Raw genomic sequence first — 22,431 nt, 5'->3', positions numbered from 1 at the left:
TCAGCCTTTTCGGGTTATTGCCGGCATGCGTGTCGCCTTTCTCGCCTTCTTCGTCATCCTGATCGCAGCTTCCACCGGCTTCGCCGCCCCGCCGCGCGAAACGCCGGAGGAGCGCGACGTCGCCGCGACCTTCGACGCCGCGCGAACGGCGCTGGCCGAACGGCGGGGATCGGCGGTGATCCCGCTGCTCACCCGCAACTCGGTCAAGACGCTGGAATCGGTGCGCGACGCCGCCCGGCAGCCCGGCGACGCGCCGTTGCAGCGGCTGGAACCGGCGGAACGCTTCGCCGCCATGGGGCTGCGCCGCCATCTCGGTCCGTCCGAGCTGCGCCGCATGTCGGTCGGCGACATTGCCAATCACGCGCTGAAGGCCGGCTGGCTCGGCCCCAACGTCGTTGCCCGCAGCGCGCTCGGGCCGGTGCGGGTGAGGGGCGACCGCGCCTCCGGCCTGCTGATGGTCGACAACCGGCCGGCGCTGGTCCCTGCCGACTTCGTGCGCGAGGGCGGGGTCTGGCGCATCGACATCACCAGTGTCTTCACCTTCGGCAGCCAGATGCTGAAGGGCTTCGCCGCCATGTCCGGCAAGGACGAGAGCGCCTACATCGCCGAGCTGCTCGACAAGCTGCCGGCCAAGGCGGGTGCGGTGAAAGCACGCTGAGATCGTCCAGCCCATCCGGGCGGTTGCGGCGATTCCGGCGATTGCGTAGACTCGGTACCCGCTTCCACCAAGCGTTGGCGCCGACCATGACCGCACCGGAAGAGTTCCGCCCCGCCACCGCGGCCGGCCGAAGCGTCCGCTGCGGCGCCGCGTTTCATGCCGCTGTGCTGGAGCTCGCCGCGGCGCGCCGGGTCGGCGTGCCGGATCTCGCCGCCGCCGCGCTGCTGCTGGTGCCCGCCGCCTCTGCCGATCCGGGGGTGCGCGATGGCGGCGGTGAGGCGCTGCTGGAGGTCGGCGCGACGGCCGTTTGCGACGCGGCCTCCGACCAGACGATCCGCAAGGCGCTGGCCGCCGCGCTGGCGCTGGCCGATCCCGGTGCCCGCATCCTGGCGGGCGACGACGTCCGCCGGCTGGAGGCGGCGGTGGAGACGCTGGGCTACCGCAACAAGACCCTGGCCCACGCGCTGCAACGGCTGTCCTTCCAGCCGCTGGATGGCCGCATCACCGAGGTGCGTGACGCCGCCCAGCTGTTCGGCTTCGTCAATCAATGGTGCTTCGACGAAGAGCAGGTGCGGCGGCGGTTTCGCGAACTGGCGCCGGTCTATCATCCCGACACCGGCATCGTCGCCTGCCGGGAGCGGATGGGGCAGCTGATCGACGCCCGCAACCTGCTGGTCCACCATGTCCGCACCGTCTACAGCTCCGGCGACTGGGTGGCGAAGCGGGGCGGGCCGCCGAGCTGAGGTGCTATGGCCTGAAGCGCGGGTTCAGAGCTCCAGCCCGATCGCCTCCTCGACGATCGCCTGATCGAACGTGGCGCCGTCCAGCATCGCCCCGGTCAGGTCGGCCCCGGTCAGGTCCGCCTCGCCCAGATTGGCCCCGGTCAGGTCGGCGCCTGCCAGATTGGCGCCTGCCAGATTGGCCTTGCGCAGGTCGGCCTTGCACAGCAGCGCCATGCCCAGCCGGGCGCGCTGGAGGTTGGCGCGCCAGACATGGCCGCTCATGGTCTGGATATGGACCGGGCCGAGCTGGGCGCCGGTCAGGTTGGCCCCGGTCAGGGTGGCACGTTCGAAATTCACCCCGCGCAAATCGGCGTTCGACAGGTCGGCCTTGCGCAGGTCGGCCAGCGACAGGTCGGCGATCGCCATCGACGCGCCGGCCAGCGAGGCGCCCCGCAGGGCGACGCATTGCAGGATCGCCGCCGACAGGTTGATGCCGTCCAGCTTGCGCCCGCACAGGTCGAGCGCCGACAGGTCGGCGCGCTTGCCCGCCTTGCCGCCGCTGTCGATCCAGGCCAGATGCTCGATCAGGATATCGCGCAGGTCGTCTTCCGGATTCTCCAGCGTCTTGGCCAGGACCGCCGCCTGGATGTTGGGCGAGCGCAGCTGCGCCGCGTCCAGGATCGCACCGATCAGGGTGGCGCCGGAGAAGTTGGTGCGGTTGATCGCGCAGCCGGTCATCACCGCCCCCGACAGCTTGGCGCCCGACAGGTTCGCCTCCGTCAGATCCGCGTCGGTCAGGTCGCAGCCGGTCAGGTTCGATCCGGTCAGGTTGGCGCGCATGAACTTGGTGCCGCGCAGGATGGCGTCGGTCAGGTCGGTCTGCATGACGAAGGCGTTGGCGACCTTCGCCCGCGACAGGTCGGCGCCGCGGATCGTCGCCGCCGTCAGTTCCGACGTCAGCACCGAGTCCTCGTATTGATTGGAGAACATCTCGCCGCTGGCGTCGTAATGCAGCAGCGTGCCGTCGCGCAGGTCGACCTCCACCAGGATGGCCTCGCTCAGCACGGCGCCGCGCAGGCAGGCGCCGCGCAGGTCGGCCCGGCGCAGGTCGGCCTTCTCCAGGTTGGCCAGCCGCAGGTCGGCGGCATAGAGGTTGGCATTGCCGAGGTTGGCGCCGGTCAACCGCGCGCTGAACAGCTTGGCGCCCGACAGGTCGGCGTCCGACAGGTCGATGCCCGACAGGTCGAGATGCGACAGGTCGCGCATCTTCAGGTTGGCGCGCACGCCGCCGGGCTGGCTCTTGCGGAAGGCCTGGTGGCGCAACAGGATCGCGTTGAGCTGGCTCTGGTTCAGCTTGGTTCGCGGGCTGTTGGAGCCGAAGCCCTGGGCGGACGACATCGCCGGCATACCTTATTCGAGTGGGTTATCCATGATGGCAACAAGTCGCCAAAATTTCATTAAGAGTCGGGAACATGTGACAAGTGTGGGGGCGATAACCGCATCCCGGCAAGACAGACCTTGGGATAGCTCCCGAACCGGACATTGCGGTGGTTGACTCAAGGCATCGCTTTCCCTATGTTCCGCCGACCTGTCTCCCGCCAAGCCGATAGACCGGGTACCCCGGCCCCATGCCGGGTATCTCCGCCAGTCCGCGAGTGTCGCGCACTGGCGCTTTCGTGCTTGTGCGGATGGCGGCCCTGAAACCTGTTCCGTAACCTGGGAATCGACAACCGCATGTTCGAAGGCCTGACCGGACGCCTGGGCGACATCTTCGACAAGCTGCGCCGCCGCGGCGCGCTGAGCGAGGAGGACGTCTCCGCCGCGCTGCGCGAGGTTCGCGTGGCGCTGCTGGAGGCCGACGTTGCGCTGCCCGTCGTCAAGCAGTTCGTCGCCCAGGTGAAGGAACGGGCGATCGGGCAGGAGGTGCTGAAGTCCGTCACCCCCGGCCAGCAGGTCATCAAGATCGTCCACGACAACCTCGTGGAGATGCTGGGCGAAGGCGCCGACATCAACCTGAACGCCGCAGCCCCGGTGCCGGTCCTGATGGTCGGCCTCCAGGGTTCCGGCAAGACCACCAGCACCGCCAAGATCGCGCTCCGTCTGAAGACCAAGGAGCGCAAGAAGGTCCTGATGGCCTCGCTGGACGTCCGCCGTCCGGCCGCCCAGGAACAGCTGAAGATTCTCGGCGAGCAGACCGGCATCGCCACGCTGTCCATCGTCCCGGGTCAGGACCCGGTCGCCATCGCCAGGCGCGCCATGGAGACCGGCCGCCTCGAAGGCTACGACGTGGTGATGCTCGACACCGCCGGCCGGCTCTCGATCGACGAGGAGCTGATGGCGGAGGTCGCGGCGGTCCGCGACGCGACGAAGCCAGCGGAAACGCTGCTGGTCGCCGACGCTATGACCGGCCAGGACGCCGTCACCGTCGCCACCAACTTCAATGACAAGGTCGGCATCACCGGCATCGTGCTGACCCGCATCGACGGCGACGCCCGCGGCGGTGCCGCCCTGTCGATGCGCCAGATCACCGGCAAGCCGATCAAGCTTTTGGGCACCGGCGAGAAGATCGACGCGCTGGAGCCCTTCCACCCCGACCGCATCGCCGGCCGCATCCTCGGCATGGGCGACGTGGTGTCGCTGGTGGAGAAGGCCGTCGAGACCATCGACAAGGACGAGGCCGAGAAGCTCGCCCGCAAGATGGAGAAGGGCCAGGGCTTCGACCTTGACGACATGGCGATGCAGCTGAAGCAGCTCCGCAAGATGGGCGGCATGTCCGGCCTGATGGGGATGCTGCCGGGCATCGGCAAGATCAAGGATCAGATGAAGGACGCCAACATCGACGACGGGATGATCAAGCGCCAGGAGGCGATCATCTCCTCGATGACCAAGGCAGAGCGCAAGACCCCCGACATCATCAAGGCTTCGCGCCGCAAGCGCATCGCCGCCGGTTCCGGCACCTCGGTGCAGGAGGTCAACAAGCTGCTGAAGCAGTTCGAGACCATGCGCGGAATGATGAAGCAGGTGCAGAAGCTGGGGAAGAAGGGGATGCTGCGCGGCGGTCTCGGCAACCTGCTGCCGAAAGGTTTGGGCGGCTTCGGCGGGAAGGGACCCTTCGGGTGATCCTCCCGCCCTGAAAAATCACCTGTGACCGAACTCACCTGTAATCGTTTGACTTGAGAAGAGAAAGTTTCGACCAATGGCTCTGAAGATTCGTCTGGCTCGCGGTGGTGCGAAGAAGCGTCCGTTCTACTCGATCGTCGTCGCGGACGCCCGCAGCCCGCGTGACGGCCGCTTCGTCGAGAAGATCGGCACCTACAACCCGATGCTGCCGCGCGAGCATGAGCAGCGCATCATCCTGAACGCCGAGCGCGCCAAGCATTGGCTGTCGGTCGGCGCCCAGCCGACCGACCGCGTCGTCCTGTTCCTGGCCAATGCCGGTCTGGTCGAGAAGCCCGCCTTCCGCGAGACCCCGAAGCAGTCGGCTCCGAAGGCCAAGGCGCAGGAGCGTCTGAAGGCCGAGGCCGCCGCCGCCGCGGCTGCCGCCGAAGGCTGATAAGGGTGACGGTGGGCCTGGTGGCCCGCAGGGTTGAGGTCGTGACGACGTGCCGGGTGTTCCTTCGATGACCGCCAAAATCTGTGTCGGCCAGTTCGCGGGATCGCACGGCGTGCGGGGACTGGTGAAGCTTCGCAGCTTCACCGCCGAGCCCGCCGACGTGATGGCCTACGGCCCGCTGACGGACGAAGCCGGCTCCCGCCGCTTCACGGTGACGCTCCAGGGCATGGTCAAGGATAATTTCCTGGCCAAGGTCGACGGGGTGACGAGCCGGGAGCAGGCGCAGGCGCTGGCTGGGGTGCGGCTCTACGTCGACCGCGCCGCCCTGCCGGAGACGGAGGACGGGGACGAGTTCTACCATGCCGACCTGATCGGTCTGCGTGCGGAACTCGTCGACGGAACCCTCTACGGCACGGTGAAGGCGGTCTACGATTTCGGCGCCGGCGACATGCTGGAGATCCGCATCGCGAGCGGTGCCCTGGAGATGCTTCCCTTCTCCAAGGCCTGCGTGCCTGTGGTGGATGTCCGGGCCGGCCGCGTCGTCGTTGATCTTCCGGCGGTGATCGAAGCCCGCGAGGGCTCCGGTGACGAGGCGGAGGAGGGGGAAGGCGACAGCGGGGAGGAGGGGCCGTGAACCACGGCGCCGACGGCCCGCGCGTCTGGACGGTCAAGGTTCTGACGCTGTTCCCGGAAATGTTTCCGGGGCCGCTCGGCCAGTCACTGGCCGGCAAGGCGTTGGAAAATGGAGTCTGGGCGCTGGAATCGGTGGACATTCGCTCGTTCGCGCGCGATAAACACCGCTCCGTCGACGACACCCCCTTCGGCGGAGGGGCCGGCATGGTCATGCGGCCCGATGTGCTGGACGCGGCTTTGACTGCGACGGCGGGGCCTGTGGGGGCACCGGAACGCGGCCGGGCGATTTATCTGTCGCCGCGCGGACGGGTGCTGAACCAGGAGCTGGTCAAGGAGCTGGCCGCCACCCCGGTGGTGACGCTGCTCTGCGGCCGGTACGAAGGGGTGGACCAGCGGGTCCTCGATGCGCGCGGCCTCGAAGAGGTCAGCCTCGGGGATTTCGTGCTGTCCGGCGGAGAACCCGCTGCGCTGAGCCTGATCGATGCCGTGGTGCGCTTGCTCCCCGGCGTCATGGGCAACGTGGAGACGGCGGGGGAAGAGAGTTTCGAACGGGGGTTGCTCGAATACCCCCACTACACCCGGCCTGCGGTCTGGACCGACGGGCAGGGTGTGGAGCGCGCGGTGCCGGAGGTTCTGCTTTCCGGCCACCACGGAAAGGTCAAGGCCTGGCGCCTTGCCGAGGCGGAGGCGATCACGGAGGCCCGACGGCCGGACCTGTGGTCGCTCTACCAGGCGGGGCGTCCGGCGAAAAACGTTACGAACAAGGGTCGGCGGCAGGCTCGCCGGCGCGACCCGAAACCGGAGTGACGGTCCGCCGCGAGGCGCACCGATAGAAAAGGGGTAGTGCTATGAACCTGTTGCAGCAGCTCGAGCAGGAGCATATCGAGAAGGTCCTGGGCGACAAGAAGATCCCGGTCTTCTCCTCGGGCGACACTGTGCGCGTCAACGTCAAGGTCGTGGAAGGCACGCGCGAGCGCGTCCAGGCCTATGAGGGCGTCGTGATCGCCCGCAAGAACGCCGGCCTGAACAGCTCCTTCACCGTCCGCAAGATCAGCTACGGCGAGGGCGTGGAGCGCGTGTTCCCGCTTTACTCCCCGCGCATCGACTCGATCGAGCTGGTCCGCAGGGGCGCCGTCCGCCGCGCCAAGCTGTATTATCTGCGCGATCTGCGCGGCAAGGCCGCTCGCATCTCCGAGCGCACCACCGGCCGCGGCATGGTCAACGGCCGCCGGGCTGCCGAGTAAGGCGCCTTCGGGTTCGTTCCAGGTTCATAGATTTGGCGCCCGGCCGTCCGGCCGGGCGTCTTCTTCCCGTCACCACCAGCAAAGCTTAAGGAGTAGGCGCCATGAAGCGCACGTTCCAGCCCTCCAAAATCGTGCGTAAGCGCCGCCATGGCTTCCGCGCCCGCATGGCCACCGTCGGCGGCCGCAAGGTGATCGCCCGCCGCCGCGCCCGCGGCCGCAAGGTTCTGAGCGCCTGATTCCCGCGATGGCGCCGCCGGACCAACGGGTCGGGCGCCTGATGCGGCGGCCGGAATTTCTGGCCGTGGCCGGGACCCGCCGCAAGCATGTGGCGCCCGGCCTGATCCTCCAGGTGCGCCGGCACGACGACAGGCAGCGGCCCGCCGATGGCGAGCCGCGCATCCGTCTTGGCCTGACGGCGAGCCGCAAGGTCGGCAATGCGGTGGTGCGCAATCGCGCCCGCCGCCGTTTGCGTGAGGCAGCGCGGCAGATCCTGTCCGTCCATGCCGCGCCCGGCCATGATTTCGTGCTGGTCGCCCGCGGCGACACGGCCGAGCGGCCATGGCCCGACCTGATCGGCGACCTGACCGCCGCGCTGAAACGCCTCGGCCTGTGGCGCGAGGCGGAGGGGCCGGTGGAGAGGTAGGGAGGCCGCGACGTCATGTTTCGCATCGCGGGCCTCAGCCCTCTCGCGCATCTGCTCCGCGCGCTCGTCTATCTCTATCGCTGGACCTTGTCGCCCTTCGTGGGCTGGCATTGCCGTTTCCAGCCGACCTGCTCCTGCTACGCCATCGACGCGCTGGAAAAGCACGGCGCCATCCGGGGGGGATGGCTGACGCTGCGCCGGCTCGGGCGTTGCCATCCCTGGGGCGGGTCGGGCTGGGATCCCGTGCCCGATCCGGTGGCGGCGCAGGCTGCGGCGACGCCGCATCGCTGCGGCGCTCCGGAAAAAGGGCATGCGGCGGTTGCCCAGCCCGGCGAAAAGCCGTAACAAGGCCGCGCACACGCCGCCCTTCTTCCAAAGGCCCCACGGCAACCGGGACGCCATGACCGACCAACGCAACCTCATCATCGCGATTGCCCTGTCGATCGCCATCCTTCTGGGCTTCCAGTATTTCTACGAGAAGCCTCGGGTGGAGCAGCAGAAGCAACTCGCAGCCCAGCAGGCCGCCCAGACGGAGCAGTCGGTGCCGGTGCCGGCCCCCGGCGTGCCCGCCCAGCAGCCCCCCGGCATGGCCCCCCAGGGCATGGCCGAGGTCGCGAAGGAGCGTCCCGTCCTGCTCGCCGAGCAGCTGGCGGCCGGCACGCGCGTGAAGATCGACACCCCGGCCCTGCACGGCTCGGTCAACCTCGTCGGCGGCCGCATCGACGACCTGACGCTCGCCCAGTATCACGAGACGCCGGAGCCGGGCAGCCCGGAGATCGTGCTGCTGGCCCCGGCCGGCACGCCCGCCGCCTATTACGCCGAGTTCGGCTGGGTGCCGCAGGGCGCCGGCATCGCCACCCCGACCGCGACCACCCGCTGGACCGCCGACGGCACCGCGCTGACCCCGGCCAAGCCGCTGACCCTGAGTTGGGACAACGGTCAGGGTCTGGTGTTCGAGCGCAAGTTCGCCGTCGACCCGGACTTCATGTTCACGGTGACGCAGACGGTGCGCAACACCGGCGCGGCCCCGGTCACCCTGCTGCCCTACAGCCTGGTGTCGCGCAGCGGCACGCCGCACACGTCGGGCTATTACATCCTGCATGAGGGCCCGCTCGGCGTCTTCAACGGCTCGCTGACCGAGGAGAATTACGACAACGTCCGCAAGGCCGGCTCGATTTCCAAGGAGACGACCGGCGGCTGGGTCGGCATCACCGACAAATACTGGCTGGTCTCGCTGGTGCCCGACCCGAACGAGAAGGTCACCGCGCGCTTCCTCTATAATCAGGTCGCCAACACCGACCGCTACCAGACCGACACGATGGGTGCTCCCGTCACGATCGCCCCTGGCGCGTCGGCTGAGAACACCGGGCGCCTGTTCGCCGGCGCCAAGCAGGTGAAGCTGCTCGACGCCTATTCCGAAAAGCTGAACATCAAGAATTTCGACCTCGCCATCGATTTCGGCTGGTTCTACTTCCTGACCAAGCCCTTCTTCTATGCGCTCGATTTCTTCGGCCAGGTGCTCGGCAACTTCGGCCTCGCCATCCTGCTGCTGACCGTCTGCGTCAAGGCCGTCTTCTTCCCGCTCGCCAACAAGTCCTATCAGGCGATGAGCAAGATGAAGGCGCTGCAGCCGAAGATGCAGGAGCTGCGCGAGAAGTTCAGCGACGATCAGGCGCGCATGAACCAGGAGCTGATGGCGCTGTACAAGCGCGAGAAGGTCTCGCCGGTGTCCGGCTGCCTGCCGATCCTGATCCAGATCCCGGTGTTCTTCGCGCTCTACAAGGTGCTGTTCGTGACCATCGAGATGCGGCACGCGCCGTTCTTCGGCTGGATCCACGATCTGTCCTCGCCCGATCCGACGAACCTGTTCACGGCATTCGGCCTGATCCCGTGGAGCCCGCCGACCATGCTGCATCTCGGCCTGTGGCCGTTGATCATGGGCGTGACCATGTGGTTCCAGCAGAAGATGAACCCGGCACCGCCGGACCCGATCCAGCAGAAGGTGTTCCAGTTCCTGCCCATCATCTTCACCTTCATGCTCGCCGGCTTCCCGGCCGGTCTGGTGATCTACTGGGCCTGGAACAACACCCTGTCGGTCCTGCAGCAATGGACCATCATGAAGCGCATGGGCGTGAAGGTCTGATCCTCCGGTCCCGATCCGCCTCCCCGGGCCTGCTTTCCCAGGCCCGCTTTTCCAGACCTGCCGCCGGCAAAGACCCTTGACGGGCCCTTGCCGGCGGTATGTTTTTTCAGCCCATCCAAACGCGAGCGCCCGCCATGACCACCTCCGACAAGCCGACCGCCGCCACCCCCAGCATCGTTTCCGGCTTCGACGAGGCCGCGCTGGAGGCCGGACGGCTGCTGTTCGCCAAGGAGTGCGACTTCGTCTGGGGCGCCAACGCGCTGAACCAGTTGCCCGAGGCCGACCTGCCGGAGGTCGCCTTCGCCGGCCGCTCGAATGTCGGCAAATCCAGCCTCGTCAACGCCCTGACCGGGCGCAAGACGCTGGCCCGCACCTCCAATACGCCGGGCCGCACCCAGCAGCTCAACTTCTTCAACCTCGGCGACCGGCTGAAGCTGGTGGACATGCCCGGCTACGGCTATGCCAAGGAATCGAAGGAGAAGGTGGAGGCGTGGAACGACATGGTCCGCCGCTTCCTGCGCGGTCGCGTCACCCTGCGCCGGGCGCTGGTGCTGATCGATGCGCGCCATGGGCTGAAGCCCAACGACGACGAGATCATGGCGATGCTGGACCGCACCGCCGTGCCCTATGTCGTCGTGCTGACCAAGGCCGACAAGGTGAAGCCGGCGGAGCTGGACAAGGTGCGCAAGGCGACGGAGCTTGGGTTGAAGAAGCATCCTGCCGCCTTCCCGGACATCCACGTCACCAGCTCCGAAAAGGGCACCGGGATCGCGGAGTTGCGCGCCAGCCTGGCGGCGCTCGCGCTCGCCGTCGACTGAGCGCGAGGCGGCGGCGATGGTTGGACCGTCACCCGCGCTGCTGTTCCTCCTGCAGTCGCTGCTGCTGATCGGCGGGCCGTTCCTGCTGTGGCGTCTCGGCGGCGGGCGGCATGTCGCCCCCATGGTGGTGATCCAGATCCTGTTCGGGGTGGCGCTCGGCCCGTCGCTGCTCGGCCGGCTGGCGCCGGACCTGTGGGGGGTGCTGTTCGCCCCGGCGGCCCTGGTGCCGCTGTCCGGGCTGGCGCTGATGGCGGTGGTGTTCTTCGCCTTCCTGACCGGCCTGCATCTCGATCCGGCGGAGTTCCGCGGCCGGGGCAGCGCCTTCGCCGCCGTGGCGCTGTCCAGCATGCTGGTGCCCACGCTGCTGGGCGGCGCACTGGGCTGGTGGCTGGCCGGCGCCTTTCCGGCCATGACCGGGCCGCGCGCCACGCCGGGCCTGTTCGCCGCCGGCTTTGGCATCTGCGTCGGGGTCACGGCGCTGCCGGTGCTCGGCGCCATCCTGCGCGAGATGGGCCTGCTCGGCGATCGGGTGGGCCGGCTGGCGCTGGGCTATGCCGCGGTGAACGACGCGCTGCTCTGGCTGCTGATCACCGCCGTGCTGGCCTGGACCGCTGGAGATGGGGGTGCCGGGGGCGGGGCCGGTGGAGATGGGGGCAAGGGCTGGGCGGTCGCCACCGTGGCGTTGCTGGGCTTCGCCTATGTCGGGGTGACGGTGCTGGCGGTCCGCCCGTTGCTCGACCGCCTGCTGGAACGGGTGGCGCCGGACGGGCGGATGGGCGACACCGCGGTGGTCGTCACCTGCGCGGCGCTGCTGGCGTCCGCCGCGGTGACGGAAGTGATCGGGCTGCATTACATCCTGGGCGCCTTCGTCGCCGGCACCGCGATGCCGCGCCGCTTCGCCGCGGCGATCCTGGATCGGCTGGAGCATTTCTCCACCCTGATCCTGTTGCCCTTCTTCTTCACCCTGACCGGGCTGAAGGTGACGCTGACGCTGGACGACCCGGCGCAATGGACGGTGTTCGGGCTGGCCAGCCTGGTCACGCTGGTCGGCAAGATGGTAGGAACCGCGTTGCCCGCCCGGCTGACCGGGGAGTGCTGGCCGGACGCGCTCCGGCTCGGCACGCTGATGCCCTGCAAGGGACTGATGGAGGTCATCGTGTTGACCGTCCTGCTGGAGGCGGGGGTGCTGTCCGGTTCCTGTTTCTCGGCGATGGTGCTGATGGCGGTGACGGTGACCGCCCTGACGCAGCCGATGACCCGGCTGGCCGGACGGTGGCGGCCGGCGGAGATGGAAGGGGCGGCGCTGGGCGGGTCCGGCCGTTAAATTGCCCCCTAGGCAACCGGCCGGCCTTTCCGTTAAAGAAGCCCAACCGTCCACCCCGACAAAGGGCATCCTCCCGTGCAGACTCCCACCCGTGACGAGTGGCTCGCCAAGGCCCGTACCCTGTCCGAAGCGCTGCCCTACATGCGCCGCTATGCCGGGAGCACCTTCGTCATCAAGTACGGCGGCCATGCCATGGGCGACGCCGGGCTGGCGGAGCTGTTCGCGCGCGACATCGTGCTGCTGAAGCAGGTCGGCATCAACCCGGTGGTCGTCCATGGCGGCGGCCCGCAGATCGGCCAGATGCTGGAGCGGCTGAAGATCAAGTCGAGCTTCATCGACGGTCTGCGCGTCACCGACAAGGAGACGGTCGAGGTGGTCGAGATGGTGCTGGCCGGCTCGATCAACAAGCAGATCGTCGCCGCCATCAACAGCGCCGGCGGCCGCGCCGTTGGCCTGTCGGGCAAGGACAGCAACCTGATCATCGCCCGCCGGCTGGAGCGCGTGCAGCGCGACCCCGACAGCAACATCGAGAGGGTGCTGGACCTCGGCTTCGTCGGCGAGCCCTACAAGGTGAACCCGCAGATCCTGCACGCTCTCGCGCAGTCGGACATCATCCCGGTGATCGCGCCGGTCGGTTTCGACGTGAACGGCGACACCTACAACATCAATGCCGATACGGCGGCCGGCGCCGTCGCGGCGGCAGTGAAGGCGGCGCGCTTCTTCCTGCTGACCGACGTCGCCGGCGTGCTGGACAAGAACAAGACCCTGATCGAGAAGATGTCGCTGGAGGATGCCCACAAGGCCATCGCCGACGGCACCGCGTCCGGCGGCATGATCCCGAAGATCGAGACCTGCATCGGCGCGGTCGAACAGGGCGTCGACGCCGCGGTCATCCTGGACGGCCGCGTTCCGCATGCGCTGCTGCTGGAAATCTTCACCGAGGGCGGCGCCGGCACCCTGATCGGCAAGGCCTGACGGCCCATATAGGGGGGAAGCCGGCCGACCGCAGGAGGCCGGCCGTAGGGGAGGAAGCCGATGAGCGACCTGCGCAAGGAACTGCTCCGCCAGATGAAGGCCATCCGCGACCGGATGGACCCCAAGCTGGTGGAACGTGCCAAGCTGGCGGTGTTCGGCAAGGTTCCCTACGACAGCGACGCGGCCAAGGAAGCGGTCGGCCACTTCCTCGATGCCCGGGATGACGGCGGTGCCTTCCGCCGCAAGCTGGAACAGGCGCTGAAGGAGGAAGGCGCGGCGCTGGATCTGGACGGCGAGCAGGCGCCGGAGCCCGCGCCGGCCCCGTCCAAGCCGCGGCGGGGCGGCAGGGTGACCTGACCGAAAAGGGCCAAGAGCCGCCCGGAGCCCATTCTCCAGCCAATTTCGCAAGGAGCGCACCCTTGCTGCATGTCTTCGTCAATGACGGCGGTCTGCTGCGCTGGGCGCGGGAGGCCACCGACGAGGCGGCGCCGCTGCCCGAGGCTGCGGTCTGGCTCGACCTGATCAACCCGACGGCCGACGAACTGGCGCAGGCGGAGGCACTGATCGGCGCCAGCCTGCCGACCCGCGAGCAGATGGCGGAGATCGAGGAGTCGAGCCGCCTGCGCGTCACCGGCGGAACGCTGACCATGACCGTCACCGCGCTGGTCTGGGCCGATACCGACGAGCCGCGCATCGCGACCGTCAGCTTCGTGCTGGCCGGGCGGCGGCTGGTCACCATCCATGACATCGACCCGCAAGCCCTGCTGGCCTTCCGCCGCCGCGCCACCCATGGGCAGGTCGCCGCGTCGCGCGGGGAGCTGGTGCTGGCGGCGCTGGTCGACGGCATGGTCGACCGCACCTCCGCCGTGCTGCGGCGGACGGGGGTGGAGCTGGACGTGCTGAACCGCCGCTTCTTCCGTGGCCGCAAGCTGCGCTCGCGCGGCGAGACGCTGGACGATTCGCAGACGCTGAAGCGCATCGGCCATGCCGGGCATCTGATCGGCAAGGCGCGGGTCAGCCTGGCAAGCCTCACCCGCATGACCGATTTCCTGGCGCGCGGCGACGGCTGGAACTCCGGCAAGGCGACGCGGCGCTGGGCCAAGACCACGTTGCAGGATCTGCGCGGGCTCGACCAATATGCCCGTTTCCTGGCTGGCAAGGTGGCTCTGGCGCTGGACACCGCGCTGGGCCAGATCAACGTCGAGCAGAACGAGATCGTCAAGATCGTGTCGGTCTTGACCGTGCTGCTGTTCCCGCCGACCCTGGTCGCCAGCATCGGCGGCATGAATTTCAGCGACATGCCGGGGTCCGACTCGCCGTTCGGCTATCCCTCCACCCTGCTGCTCATGGTTCTGTCGGCACTGCTGCCAATGATCTATGTGCGGCTGAAGCGCTGGATGTAGCCGGCATTTTCCACAATATGGCAGGCGGATCGTCTGCGGCTCTTTCCTTTTGACAGGCGGCGCCCGCCCCGGCAGGATGGGCTCATTCCAGGGGGGTCCCGACAGGGGACTGAGATACCAACGGCCGGACGGCGCGACAGGCGCCCCGCGGCAGCGTGGTGACCCTTTGAACCTGATCCGGGTCATACCGGCGAAGGGAGGGACCTCGTGACGGGCCGCATCCGGCCCAGGCCGTCCGTTTTTACCCGCCATGGGTAACGGTCCGCACGAAGACACCGCACCTCCGTCCGCAGTCCCGGGTTTGTCCGCCCACCTCCGACGGAGAAACCCAATGCCCAAGGACTTCAACGAATCCGCTGTCCGCATCTCGACCGGCCCGCTGCCGTCGTCGCGGAAAATCCATGTGCCCGGCACCCGCTTTCCCGAACTGCGCGTCGCCCTGCGCGAGATCGCGCTGTCCGGCGGCGAGCCGCCGCTGGCCGTCTATGACCCCTCGGGCCCCTACACCGACGATCAGGTCGCCATCGACGTGCGGGCCGGGCTGGCCAAGCACCGCCGCGACTGGATCCTGGCGCGCGGCGATGTCGAGGCGACCGCGGGCAAGATGGCGGCCGGCGACGTGTTGCGTGCCCGGGGCGGCGTCGCGGTCACCCAGATGGCCTACGCCCGCGCCGGCATCGTCACCGCCGAGATGGAATACATCGCCATCCGCGAGAATCTCGGCCGTGCCGCAGCGCTTGAGGCGGCGAGGGACGGCGAGGATTTCGGTGCCGACATTCCCGATTTCATCACGCCGGAGTTCGTGCGCGACGAGGTGGCGCGCGGGCGGGCGATCATCCCGTCCAACGTCAACCACCCCGAATCGGAGCCGATGATCATCGGCCGCAACTTCCTGACCAAGATCAACGCCAACATCGGCAACTCCGCCGTGACCTCCTCGATCGAGGAGGAGGTGGAGAAGATGGTGTGGGCGATCCGCTGGGGCGCCGACACGGTGATGGACCTGTCGACCGGCGCCGACATCCACCAGACCCGCGAATGGATCCTGCGCAATTCGCCGGTTCCCATCGGCACGGTGCCGATCTACCAGGCGCTGGAGAAGGTCAAGGGCAAGGCCGAGGATCTGACCTGGGAGCTGTTCCGCGACACGCTGATCGAGCAGGCGGAGCAGGGCGTCGACTATTTCACCATCCATGCCGGGCTGCGGCTGGCCCACATTCCGCTGACGGCCAAGCGGGTGACCGGCATCGTCTCGCGCGGCGGCTCGATCATCGCCAAATGGTGCCTGGCGCATCACCGCGAGAATTTCCTCTACGATCATTTCGCCGATATCGTCGAGATCTGCCGCACCTATGACGTGGCGCTGTCGATGGGCGACGGGCTGCGGCCGGGCAGCCAGGCCGACGCCAACGACGCCGCCCAGTTCGCCGAGCTGGAAACGCTGGGCAAGCTGACCAAGCTGGCCTGGGCCCGTGACGTCCAGGTGATGATCGAGGGGCCGGGCCATGTGCCCATGCACAAGATCAAGCACAATGTCGAAAAGCAGCTGGCGCTGTGCGGCGAGGCGCCCTTCTACACGCTGGGGCCGTTGGTGACCGACATCGCACCCGGCTACGACCACATCACCAGCGCCATCGGCGCGGCGATGATCGGCTGGTTCGGCACGGCGATGCTCTGCTACGTCACGCCGAAGGAGCATCTGGGATTGCCCGACCGCGACGACGTGAAGGCCGGCGTCATCGCCTACAAGATCGCCGCCCACGCCGCCGATCTCGCCAAGGGCCACCCGGCGGCCCGACTGCGTGATGACGCCATGTCGCGGGCCCGCTTCTCGTTCCGCTGGCGCGACCAGTTCGCCCTGTCGCTCGACCCCGACACGGCGATGGCCTACCACGACGAGACGCTGCCGGCGGAAGGTGCCAAGACCGCACATTTCTGTTCGATGTGCGGGCCGAAATTCTGCTCGATGAAGATCACGCAGGAAATCCGCGAGGCCGCCGAGTCGGGCATGGCGGAGATGTCGTCGAAGTTCCGCGAATCCGGCGGGGAGATCTACCAGCCGGCCGCGGAGTGAGGTGTGGGGGAGGGGGCGCGCTGTGCCCCCTCCCTAACCCTCCCCCGCTCTCGGCGGACCTGCGGTCCGCCTGCCGCGTCAGCACAAAGCAGAGCTTTGTGCGAGAGCTTCGCGGGAGAGGGAACTCCGCAGCAATTCCGCAAAAATCCTACCCCCCTCTCCCGCCCTCGGCGGACCGAAGGTCCGTCCGATAGGGGGAGGGATGGGGAGGGGGCGACCGGACAACCACCCGTCACTCCGCGTAGCCGATCTCCAGCACCTCGATCTGCTCCATCCCGGCCGGCGTGCGCACATCGACCACATCGCCCACGCGGGCCTTCAGCAAGGCGCGGGCGATGGGGGAAATCCAGCTGATATGGCCGCGGTCGGGGTCGACCTCATCGGCGCCGACGATGGTGACGGTGTTCTCGGTGCTATCGTCGCGGGCATAGGTGACGGTGGCGCCGAAGAAGACCTGCTCGCGGTTCTTCTGGTCCTGCGGATTGACCACTACCGCCGATTCCAGCCGCTTGTTCAGGAAGCGGATGCGGCGGTCGATCTCGCGCAGCCGCTTCTTGCCGTACAGGTAATCGCCGTTCTCCGAGCGGTCGCCGTTGCCGGCGGCCCAGGACACCACCTCGACCACCTTCGGCCGCTCCACCCGCAGCAGGTGGCGCAGCTCCCCCTGCAGGCGCTGGAAGCCGGGCGGGGTCATGTAGTTCTTGAACCCCTGGGGAAGCGGTGCCGGATCGTCTAGCTCGTCGTCGTCGGGCGTGTCGTTCTCGCGGGTGAAGGCCTTGCTCATGGTCCGACCTGTCCAAGTGGCAGGGAGATAACGTCCGGGAAAAGGAAAAGGCGCCCTGCGGCGCCTTTTCCGTTCCTCAGGTCCTGAAAGGGCCGTTCGGCTTACCGCTTCCACCAGCCGCGGCGCGGCTTGGCCGGGGAGTCGGCGTCGTCGCCGGCAGTCGCCGGTTCAGATGCCGCCGGCTCGGGAGCGGCGGCCGGCGCCTCGACCGTCGGGGCAACCGCCGGAGCAGCTTCCACCGGGGCTTCGGCAGCGGCCTTGCGCTTGCGCGCCGCCTTCTTGGCAGGAGCCTTGTCGGTGGCGACCTCCGCCGGGGCTTCGGCGGCAGCGGCGGCCTTGCGCTTGCGGCCCTTGGCCGGCGCTTCGGCGACGACCGGAGCGGCTTCCGCCGGCGCTTCGGCCGCGGCCTTGCGCTTGCGGGACGCCTTCTTGGCCGGAGCCGCTTCGGCGGCGGCTTCCGCCGGCACCTCGGCCGGGATCGCCGGAGCGGCTTCCACCGGCGCTTCGACAGCGGCGGCCTTGCGCTTGCGGCCCTTGGCCGGTGCTTCGGCAACGACCGGGGCGACGACCGGAGCAGCCTCCACCGGCGCCTCGGCCGCGGCCTTGCGCTTGCGGGACGCCTTCTTGGCCGGAGTCACCGCCGGCGCTTCGGCGGAAGGCACAGGAGCCGGAGCGGCGTTCTCGACCACCGCTTCCGGTGCCGGAGCGGACTCGCCCGCCAGGATCCAGTCGAGGTCGGGAGCCTCGGCCGGGGCCGGGGGGTGGGCCGCAGCGGTCTCGGCCGGCAGGTCGGCGGCGGTTTCCTCGCCACCCTCCAGGCCTTCCGCACCCTCGCGGCGCGACCGGCGGCGACCGCCGCGCTTGCCGCGGCGACGCTTCTTACGGCCATCGCCATTGCGGTCGCCGGCATCGGCGCCGGTCTCGTCCTCGCCTTCGCCCTCACCCTCTTCCTCGTCGGCTTCGTCGCCTTCGAGGTCCACGGGTTCGGAGATCGCGGCTTCCGGGATCGCCTCGGCCGGGGCGGCGGCGAGCGGGGCGGCCTCGTCGGCCTCCTGGTTCACCTCGTCGCCGGCCTCGTCGGTCTCGTCGCCGGCTTCGGCATCGCCCGAACCCTCCGGACGGCCGTCCTCGCGGTCACGGCCACGGCCGCGGCGGCGGCGGCGGCGGCGGCGTCGGTCCTCGCCATTGGCGTCGCCGTTGGCCTCGGCACGCTCGCCGGTCTCTTCGGTCTGGGCGGCCTGGACGGTCTCGGTTTCGACCTCCGGCTCCTCGACGATCTCGACCGGCTCGGCGGCGAGCGCGCGATCGGTCTCAGCCATCACGCGGTCGGCGCTGACCAGCGGCGCGTCCTCGTCGGCCAGACGGGCCTTGTTGCGCTCCAGACGGTGGTCCGGGGCGATCAGGGTGTCGTCGGCCTGGACCATGACGCTGAACGCGTGACGCTCCTCGATCTTGGCCAGTTCGCCGCGCTTCTGGTTGAGGATGTAGAGCGCGATGGAGGTCGGGACGTAGATGGTGATCTCGGCCGACCGCTTGCGGATGCCCTCCTCCTCAATGGCGCGCAGGACGTGCAGCGAGGCCGATTCGACCGAGCGGACGACGCCGGTGCCCGAGCAGTGCGGGCAGCGCTCGAAGTTGGTCTCCAGCAGCGAGGGGCGCAGACGCTGGCGCGACAGCTCCAGCAGGCCGAAGGCGGAGATGCGGCCGAGCTGGATGCGTGCCCGGTCGTTCTTCATCGCCTCCTTCATGCGGCGCTCGACGGCGGCGTTGTTCCGCGGCTCCTCCATGTCGATGAAGTCGATGACGATCAGGCCGGCCAGATCGCGCAGACGCAGCTGGCGCGCCACCTCGTCGGCGGCCTCCAGGTTGGTCTTGTAGGCGGTTTCCTCGATGTTGCGCTCGCGGGTCGACTTGCCGGAGTTGACGTCGATGGAGACCAGCGCCTCGGTCGGGTTGATGACGATGTAGCCGCCGGACCGCAGTTGCACCACCGGGCTGTGGATGGCGTCGATCTGGGTTTCCACCTGATAGCGGTGGAACAGCGGGATCTGGCTGTCGCGGTACAGCTGGACTCGCTGGGAATGGCCCGGCATCAGCATGTCCATGAATTCGCGCGCCGTGCGGAATCCGGTATCGCCCTCGACCCAGATCTCGTCGATGTCGTTGGCGTAGAGGTCGCGGATCGACCGCTTGATCAGGTTCGCTTCTTCATAAATGAGGCAGGGCGCCGACGACTTCAGCGTCTGTTCGCGGATGTCGTCCCACAGGCGCAGCAGATATTCCAGGTCGCGCTTGATCTCGGGCTTGGAGCGCTCCAGGCCGGCGGTGCGCAGGATGACCGCCATGCCGTCCGGAATGTCGAGATCCGACAGGATTTCCTTCAGGCGCTTGCGGTCGGCCGGATTGGTGATCTTGCGGGAAATCCCGCCGCCGCGCCCGGTGTTGGGCATCAGCACGCAATAGCGGCCAGGCAGCGACAGGTAGGTGGTCAGCGCCGCACCCTTGTTGCCGCGCTCCTCCTTCGTCACCTGCACCAGCATGACCTGCCGGCGCTTCACCACTTCCTGGATCTTGTAGGAGCGCAGCGGACGCGAGCGGCGGCGCTGGGTCTCGACCTCCTCGTCCTCGTCGCCGCCGAGCATGTCGGGGGTCGGGACGGAACCTTCGGACGGAGCGCCGCGGTCCTCGGCGGCGTTCTCGGAGCCGAGCGCTGCACCGCTGTCATCTTCGTCGGAGCCGCCTTCGGACTCCTCGTCGTCACCCTCGTCGTCGGAGGCCTCCGGCGCGATGGGCGAGGGCATCGGCGACCATTCCTCGACGATCTGCTCGGGGCGAATCGGCTCGGCCATCACGGCGCCGTCGGCGGCGGCCTCGGCCCGGGCTTCCGCCTGCTCCTCCAGCCGGCGCTCCTCGGCCAGCAGGGCCTCGCGGTCGGCCATCGGGATGCGGTAATAGTCGGGATGGATTTCGGAGAAGGCGAGGAAGCCGTGGCGGTTGCCGCCATATTCCACGAAGGCCGCCTGGAGCGAGGGCTCGACCCGCGTCACCTTCGCCAGGTAGATGTTGCCCTTCAGCTGCTTGCGGCTGGCGATCTCGAAGTCGAGTTCCTCCAGCCGGTTCCCGTTGACCACGGCGACCCGGGTTTCTTCCGGGTGCGTGGCGTCCACCAGCATGCGCTTGGCCATATACGTTCCTCAACGGCGCGACCCAGGGAACCCGCGCGACCGGTCGGGCCGCCTGGACGCAGCGTCTGTTGTGGGCGAAGCATACGGCGCGACGGACCGGAGCCGCCGAACGGCGCTGACGAGAGCAGCCAGGACGGACCGGTGGACACGCGCCGGGCTGCCGCCTTGCGGCCACAGCCAGCTTCGAGGTTTCGTCCTCTCACCGCCAATCCGAACGCGCCACCCCGCGACGACCCTCCGGCGCGGACGGCCGGACGGGCGGGGTCGGGGGCGACGCCGCAGCCCCGATGGACGGCCCCGTGACCGGCGATCGGCTGATCCGGGGATCAGCGAGATCGGCGCCCACCTTGGGATTCCGGCCCGAATCTGGCGAATTGCGGTCTGTCGCAAAGATACCATAGACAAGCGATCCCTCTTGCACAACGCGGAAATGCGCCGATTCGGCGAACTGTTTCGCCGCACGGAAACGTGGGGGTGGTCGGGGCGCGGCCTTCCGCCGGCCGGACCAGTGTTGCAGGAACGGCACCCCCGCCGGCAATTGACACGGGATCTGACGATCCGCGTTGAGAGCGTTGAATTGGCTGGGCTATAGCTGGACGGATCGCGCAGTGTCCGCACCGCGTACCTTTTGCCGTTCCCGTCTGCCGCCGAGGAGAGTCGATGCCACGGCCGCCCAGCCTGCCGACCGCCGCCACGCCGGCCCGCCCGTCCGCATTCCGCCTGTTCGCCGCGGCGGTGCTGGTTCTGCTGGCGTTGCTGCTCGGTGTCTCCGGCCCCTCGACGGCGCAGACCACGGCCGCCTTGCCGGTCCCGCCCCAGCGGACCGCGGTGGTCGACGCCCGGCTTGGCCTGCATCCGGACATGACGCGCTTCGTGCTGGAGCTGAGCGATGCCGTGCCCTTCTCGGTGTCGCTCGCCGCCGATCCCTACCGGGTCATCGTCGACCTGCCCGATCTGGTCTGGCCCGGCGGGTCGCTGCCGGTGGAAGGCAAGGGGGTGGTGGCGCGCTACCACCATGCGGCCGGGCAGGGTGCGGGCGGCCAGCGCGGCACGCGCCTCACCTTCGAGACCGTCGGCCCGGCCCGCCTGCGCGACGGCTTCATGATCCCGGCGCGCGACGGCCGCCAGCCCCGCCTCGTCCTCGATCTGGAGCGGACCACGCCGGCGGAGTTCCGCCAGCTCGCTGCGGTATCCGGGGGCAAGGATGGCGGCAGGACCGCCGAAGGCCGGGGGCCTCTGACGATGGCGTCGGTGGTGGCGTCGGCGATGGCGGTGCCGCTTCCCAGTCAGACGCTGTCGACCGAGTCCAGCGCCACCGCGTCGAGCGCCGTCGCCGCCCCGCCGCCTTTCGCGCCGCTGCCGCCGATCCCGCCGGCGCAGCTGATGCCGGCCGCGCTGCCCATCGCCCCGCCGCCGCCGGAGAACAAGCCGCCGGCCGTGGCGGAACGGCCGCTGATCGTGCTGGACCCCGGCCATGGCGGGCAGGATCCCGGTGCCATCGGCGTCGGCGGCGTCTATGAGAAGGACATCACGCTTGCCGCCGCCCGCGAGGTGAAGCGCCAACTGGAGGCGACCGGCCGCTACCGGGTGAAGCTGACCCGCGACAGCGACGTGTTCATCCGCCTGCGCGACCGCGTCACCATCGGACGCGACGCCGGGGCGGACCTGTTCATCTCGCTGCACGCCGACAGCATCAGCAGCGGCGACATGCGCGGCCTGTCGATCTACACCCTGTCGGACAAGGCGTCGGACCGCGAGGCGGAGATGCTGGCCGCCAAGGAGAACCGCTCCGACGCGCTGGTCGGGCTCGACCTGTCGGGGGAGAACCGGCTGGTCGCCAACATCCTGATCGATCTGGCCCAGCGCGACACCATGAACCATTCCAAGCGCTTCGCGACGCTGGCCTTGCAGACGCTGGCGCGGGACGTCCCGCTGATCCCGAACAAGCCGCACCGGCAGGCCGGCTTCGCCGTGCTGACCGCCCCCGACGTGCCGTCGGCGCTGATCGAGATGGGCTATCTGTCCAACCGGCAGGATGTCGGGTTGCTGTCCTCCTCCACCCATCGCGAACGGCTGGGCAGGGGGCTGGCGCGCACCATCGACGCCTATTTCCGCTGGCTGCACGGGTCGCAGCGCAGCTGAAACGCCGCCGGGGACGCCCTTCTACTCCCTTTGCGCCGGCGCTTTCCCGCCGACGCCCTCTGCGCGTCACATTTTCCTGACATGACGGGAACGGGGGCGGCGCTTCACGCCGCGGCGGTGTAGGATGCGC

21 protein-coding genes and 1 riboswitch are annotated in these 22,431 nt (G+C 68.9%); of the genes, 18 read left to right on the top strand and 3 right to left on the bottom strand.

Annotation, left to right across the window (positions count from 1 at the left end; translation table 11 throughout):
- Positions 1-25 precede the first annotated feature (25 nt).
- Together AL072_RS01825 and AL072_RS01820 are read left to right on the top strand one after the other, a co-directional pair.
- On the top strand, positions 26-658 hold the full coding sequence (locus tag AL072_RS01825) for a hypothetical protein (RefSeq protein WP_045581757.1): 633 nt from the start codon (positions 26-28) through the stop codon (positions 656-658).
- A gap of 86 nt (positions 659-744) precedes the next feature.
- Positions 745-1,401 (top strand): hypothetical protein, encoded by a 657-nt coding sequence (locus AL072_RS01820; protein ID WP_045582597.1) that lies wholly within the window; start codon positions 745-747, stop codon positions 1,399-1,401.
- Between the two features lie 24 nt (positions 1,402-1,425).
- Here AL072_RS01820 and AL072_RS01815 read toward each other — a convergent pair whose 3' ends face one another.
- The gene (locus AL072_RS01815; RefSeq protein WP_045582598.1) at positions 1,426-2,778 is read right to left on the bottom strand and encodes a pentapeptide repeat-containing protein; all 1,353 of its coding nucleotides are present in this window, start codon (positions 2,776-2,778) and stop codon (positions 1,426-1,428) included.
- Between the two features lie 336 nt (positions 2,779-3,114).
- Between AL072_RS01815 and ffh the strand changes: the two genes are divergently transcribed.
- The 15 genes from ffh (at position 3,115) to thiC (ending at position 16,190) form a co-directional block, all read left to right on the top strand.
- Entirely contained in the window at positions 3,115-4,500 is a 1,386-nt protein-coding gene (ffh, locus tag AL072_RS01810; protein WP_045581758.1) for a signal recognition particle protein, read from the top strand.
- Between the two features lie 76 nt (positions 4,501-4,576).
- Entirely contained in the window at positions 4,577-4,933 is a 357-nt protein-coding gene (rpsP, locus tag AL072_RS01805; RefSeq protein WP_045581759.1) for a 30S ribosomal protein S16, read from the top strand.
- A 67-nt stretch (positions 4,934-5,000) separates the two neighbouring features.
- On the top strand, positions 5,001-5,567 hold the full coding sequence (rimM, locus tag AL072_RS01800) for a ribosome maturation factor RimM (RefSeq protein WP_045581760.1): 567 nt from the start codon (positions 5,001-5,003) through the stop codon (positions 5,565-5,567).
- Positions 5,568-5,626: 59 nt separating this feature from the next.
- The gene (trmD, locus tag AL072_RS01795) at positions 5,627-6,373 is read left to right on the top strand and encodes a tRNA (guanosine(37)-N1)-methyltransferase TrmD (protein WP_245636788.1); all 747 of its coding nucleotides are present in this window, start codon (positions 5,627-5,629) and stop codon (positions 6,371-6,373) included.
- Positions 6,374-6,414: 41 nt separating this feature from the next.
- Entirely contained in the window at positions 6,415-6,810 is a 396-nt protein-coding gene (gene rplS, locus AL072_RS01790; RefSeq protein ID WP_045581762.1) for a 50S ribosomal protein L19, read from the top strand.
- A 101-nt stretch (positions 6,811-6,911) separates the two neighbouring features.
- Positions 6,912-7,046: a 50S ribosomal protein L34 gene (gene rpmH, locus AL072_RS01785; protein WP_012973146.1), complete on the top strand. Its 135-nt coding sequence runs from the start codon at positions 6,912-6,914 to the stop codon at positions 7,044-7,046.
- A gap of 8 nt (positions 7,047-7,054) precedes the next feature.
- Positions 7,055-7,453, top strand: a complete 399-nt coding sequence (rnpA, locus tag AL072_RS01780; protein WP_045581763.1) for a ribonuclease P protein component — start codon at positions 7,055-7,057, stop codon at positions 7,451-7,453.
- Between the two features lie 15 nt (positions 7,454-7,468).
- Entirely contained in the window at positions 7,469-7,798 is a 330-nt protein-coding gene (gene yidD / locus AL072_RS01775; protein ID WP_045581764.1) for a membrane protein insertion efficiency factor YidD, read from the top strand.
- Positions 7,799-7,853: 55 nt separating this feature from the next.
- Positions 7,854-9,596, top strand: coding sequence for a membrane protein insertase YidC (yidC, locus tag AL072_RS01770; protein ID WP_045582599.1), 1,743 nt, complete (start codon positions 7,854-7,856; stop codon positions 9,594-9,596).
- Positions 9,597-9,730: 134 nt separating this feature from the next.
- On the top strand, positions 9,731-10,414 hold the full coding sequence (gene yihA, locus AL072_RS01765) for a ribosome biogenesis GTP-binding protein YihA/YsxC (RefSeq protein WP_045581765.1): 684 nt from the start codon (positions 9,731-9,733) through the stop codon (positions 10,412-10,414).
- 16 nt (positions 10,415-10,430) lie between these two features.
- Entirely contained in the window at positions 10,431-11,738 is a 1,308-nt protein-coding gene (locus tag AL072_RS01760; protein WP_045581766.1) for a cation:proton antiporter domain-containing protein, read from the top strand.
- A gap of 75 nt (positions 11,739-11,813) precedes the next feature.
- The gene (argB, locus tag AL072_RS01755; RefSeq protein WP_045581767.1) at positions 11,814-12,713 is read left to right on the top strand and encodes an acetylglutamate kinase; all 900 of its coding nucleotides are present in this window, start codon (positions 11,814-11,816) and stop codon (positions 12,711-12,713) included.
- A gap of 60 nt (positions 12,714-12,773) precedes the next feature.
- Entirely contained in the window at positions 12,774-13,070 is a 297-nt protein-coding gene (locus AL072_RS01750) for a hypothetical protein (protein WP_045581768.1), read from the top strand.
- Positions 13,071-13,132: 62 nt separating this feature from the next.
- Positions 13,133-14,116, top strand: coding sequence for a magnesium transporter CorA family protein (locus tag AL072_RS01745; RefSeq protein WP_045581769.1), 984 nt, complete (start codon positions 13,133-13,135; stop codon positions 14,114-14,116).
- 79 nt (positions 14,117-14,195) lie between these two features.
- Positions 14,196-14,332, top strand: a riboswitch (TPP riboswitch).
- A gap of 115 nt (positions 14,333-14,447) precedes the next feature.
- Complete coding sequence (gene thiC, locus AL072_RS01740) at positions 14,448-16,190, top strand: phosphomethylpyrimidine synthase ThiC (protein ID WP_045581770.1); 1,743 nt, start codon at positions 14,448-14,450, stop codon at positions 16,188-16,190.
- A 232-nt stretch (positions 16,191-16,422) separates the two neighbouring features.
- On the opposite strand, the gene greB is transcribed toward thiC, so the two are convergent.
- Together greB and AL072_RS01730 are read right to left on the bottom strand one after the other, a co-directional pair.
- Positions 16,423-16,974, bottom strand: coding sequence for a transcription elongation factor GreB (gene greB / locus AL072_RS01735; protein ID WP_045581771.1), 552 nt, complete (start codon positions 16,972-16,974; stop codon positions 16,423-16,425).
- A 101-nt stretch (positions 16,975-17,075) separates the two neighbouring features.
- Entirely contained in the window at positions 17,076-20,159 is a 3,084-nt protein-coding gene (locus tag AL072_RS01730) for an Rne/Rng family ribonuclease (protein WP_045581772.1), read from the bottom strand.
- Positions 20,160-20,819: 660 nt separating this feature from the next.
- On the opposite strand from AL072_RS01730, the gene AL072_RS01725 reads away from it, so the two are divergent.
- Positions 20,820-22,301, top strand: a complete 1,482-nt coding sequence (locus tag AL072_RS01725) for an N-acetylmuramoyl-L-alanine amidase family protein (protein WP_045581773.1) — start codon at positions 20,820-20,822, stop codon at positions 22,299-22,301.
- Positions 22,302-22,431 lie beyond the last annotated feature (130 nt).

Origin of the sequence: Azospirillum thiophilum, from assembly GCF_001305595.1 — a bacterium.
GTDB lineage: Bacteria > Pseudomonadota > Alphaproteobacteria > Azospirillales > Azospirillaceae > Azospirillum > Azospirillum thiophilum.
The sequence above is the reverse complement of the archived record's forward strand: the minus strand, read 5'-3'. Positions and strand labels throughout refer to the sequence as shown.

Excerpts from the sequence above, each read along its gene's own strand:
- AL072_RS01825 (WP_045581757.1), top strand. The coding sequence starts at position 26 with ATGCGTGTCGCCTTTCTCGCCTTCTTCGTCATCCTGATCGCAGCTTCC.
- AL072_RS01820 (WP_045582597.1), top strand. The coding sequence starts at position 745 with ATGACCGCACCGGAAGAGTTCCGCCCCGCCACCGCGGCCGGCCGAAGC.
- AL072_RS01815 (WP_045582598.1), bottom strand. The coding sequence starts at position 2,778 with ATGTCGTCCGCCCAGGGCTTCGGCTCCAACAGCCCGCGAACCAAGCTG.
- ffh (WP_045581758.1), top strand. The coding sequence starts at position 3,115 with ATGTTCGAAGGCCTGACCGGACGCCTGGGCGACATCTTCGACAAGCTG.
- rpsP (WP_045581759.1), top strand. The coding sequence starts at position 4,577 with ATGGCTCTGAAGATTCGTCTGGCTCGCGGTGGTGCGAAGAAGCGTCCG.
- rimM (WP_045581760.1), top strand. The coding sequence starts at position 5,001 with ATGACCGCCAAAATCTGTGTCGGCCAGTTCGCGGGATCGCACGGCGTG.
- trmD (WP_245636788.1), top strand. The coding sequence starts at position 5,627 with ATGTTTCCGGGGCCGCTCGGCCAGTCACTGGCCGGCAAGGCGTTGGAA.
- rplS (WP_045581762.1), top strand. The coding sequence starts at position 6,415 with ATGAACCTGTTGCAGCAGCTCGAGCAGGAGCATATCGAGAAGGTCCTG.
- rpmH (WP_012973146.1), top strand. The coding sequence starts at position 6,912 with ATGAAGCGCACGTTCCAGCCCTCCAAAATCGTGCGTAAGCGCCGCCAT.
- rnpA (WP_045581763.1), top strand. The coding sequence starts at position 7,055 with ATGGCGCCGCCGGACCAACGGGTCGGGCGCCTGATGCGGCGGCCGGAA.
- yidD (WP_045581764.1), top strand. The coding sequence starts at position 7,469 with ATGTTTCGCATCGCGGGCCTCAGCCCTCTCGCGCATCTGCTCCGCGCG.
- yidC (WP_045582599.1), top strand. The coding sequence starts at position 7,854 with ATGACCGACCAACGCAACCTCATCATCGCGATTGCCCTGTCGATCGCC.
- yihA (WP_045581765.1), top strand. The coding sequence starts at position 9,731 with ATGACCACCTCCGACAAGCCGACCGCCGCCACCCCCAGCATCGTTTCC.
- AL072_RS01760 (WP_045581766.1), top strand. The coding sequence starts at position 10,431 with ATGGTTGGACCGTCACCCGCGCTGCTGTTCCTCCTGCAGTCGCTGCTG.
- AL072_RS01750 (WP_045581768.1), top strand. The coding sequence starts at position 12,774 with ATGAGCGACCTGCGCAAGGAACTGCTCCGCCAGATGAAGGCCATCCGC.
- thiC (WP_045581770.1), top strand. The coding sequence starts at position 14,448 with ATGCCCAAGGACTTCAACGAATCCGCTGTCCGCATCTCGACCGGCCCG.
- greB (WP_045581771.1), bottom strand. The coding sequence starts at position 16,974 with ATGAGCAAGGCCTTCACCCGCGAGAACGACACGCCCGACGACGACGAG.
- AL072_RS01730 (WP_045581772.1), bottom strand. The coding sequence starts at position 20,159 with ATGGCCAAGCGCATGCTGGTGGACGCCACGCACCCGGAAGAAACCCGG.
- AL072_RS01725 (WP_045581773.1), top strand. The coding sequence starts at position 20,820 with ATGCCACGGCCGCCCAGCCTGCCGACCGCCGCCACGCCGGCCCGCCCG.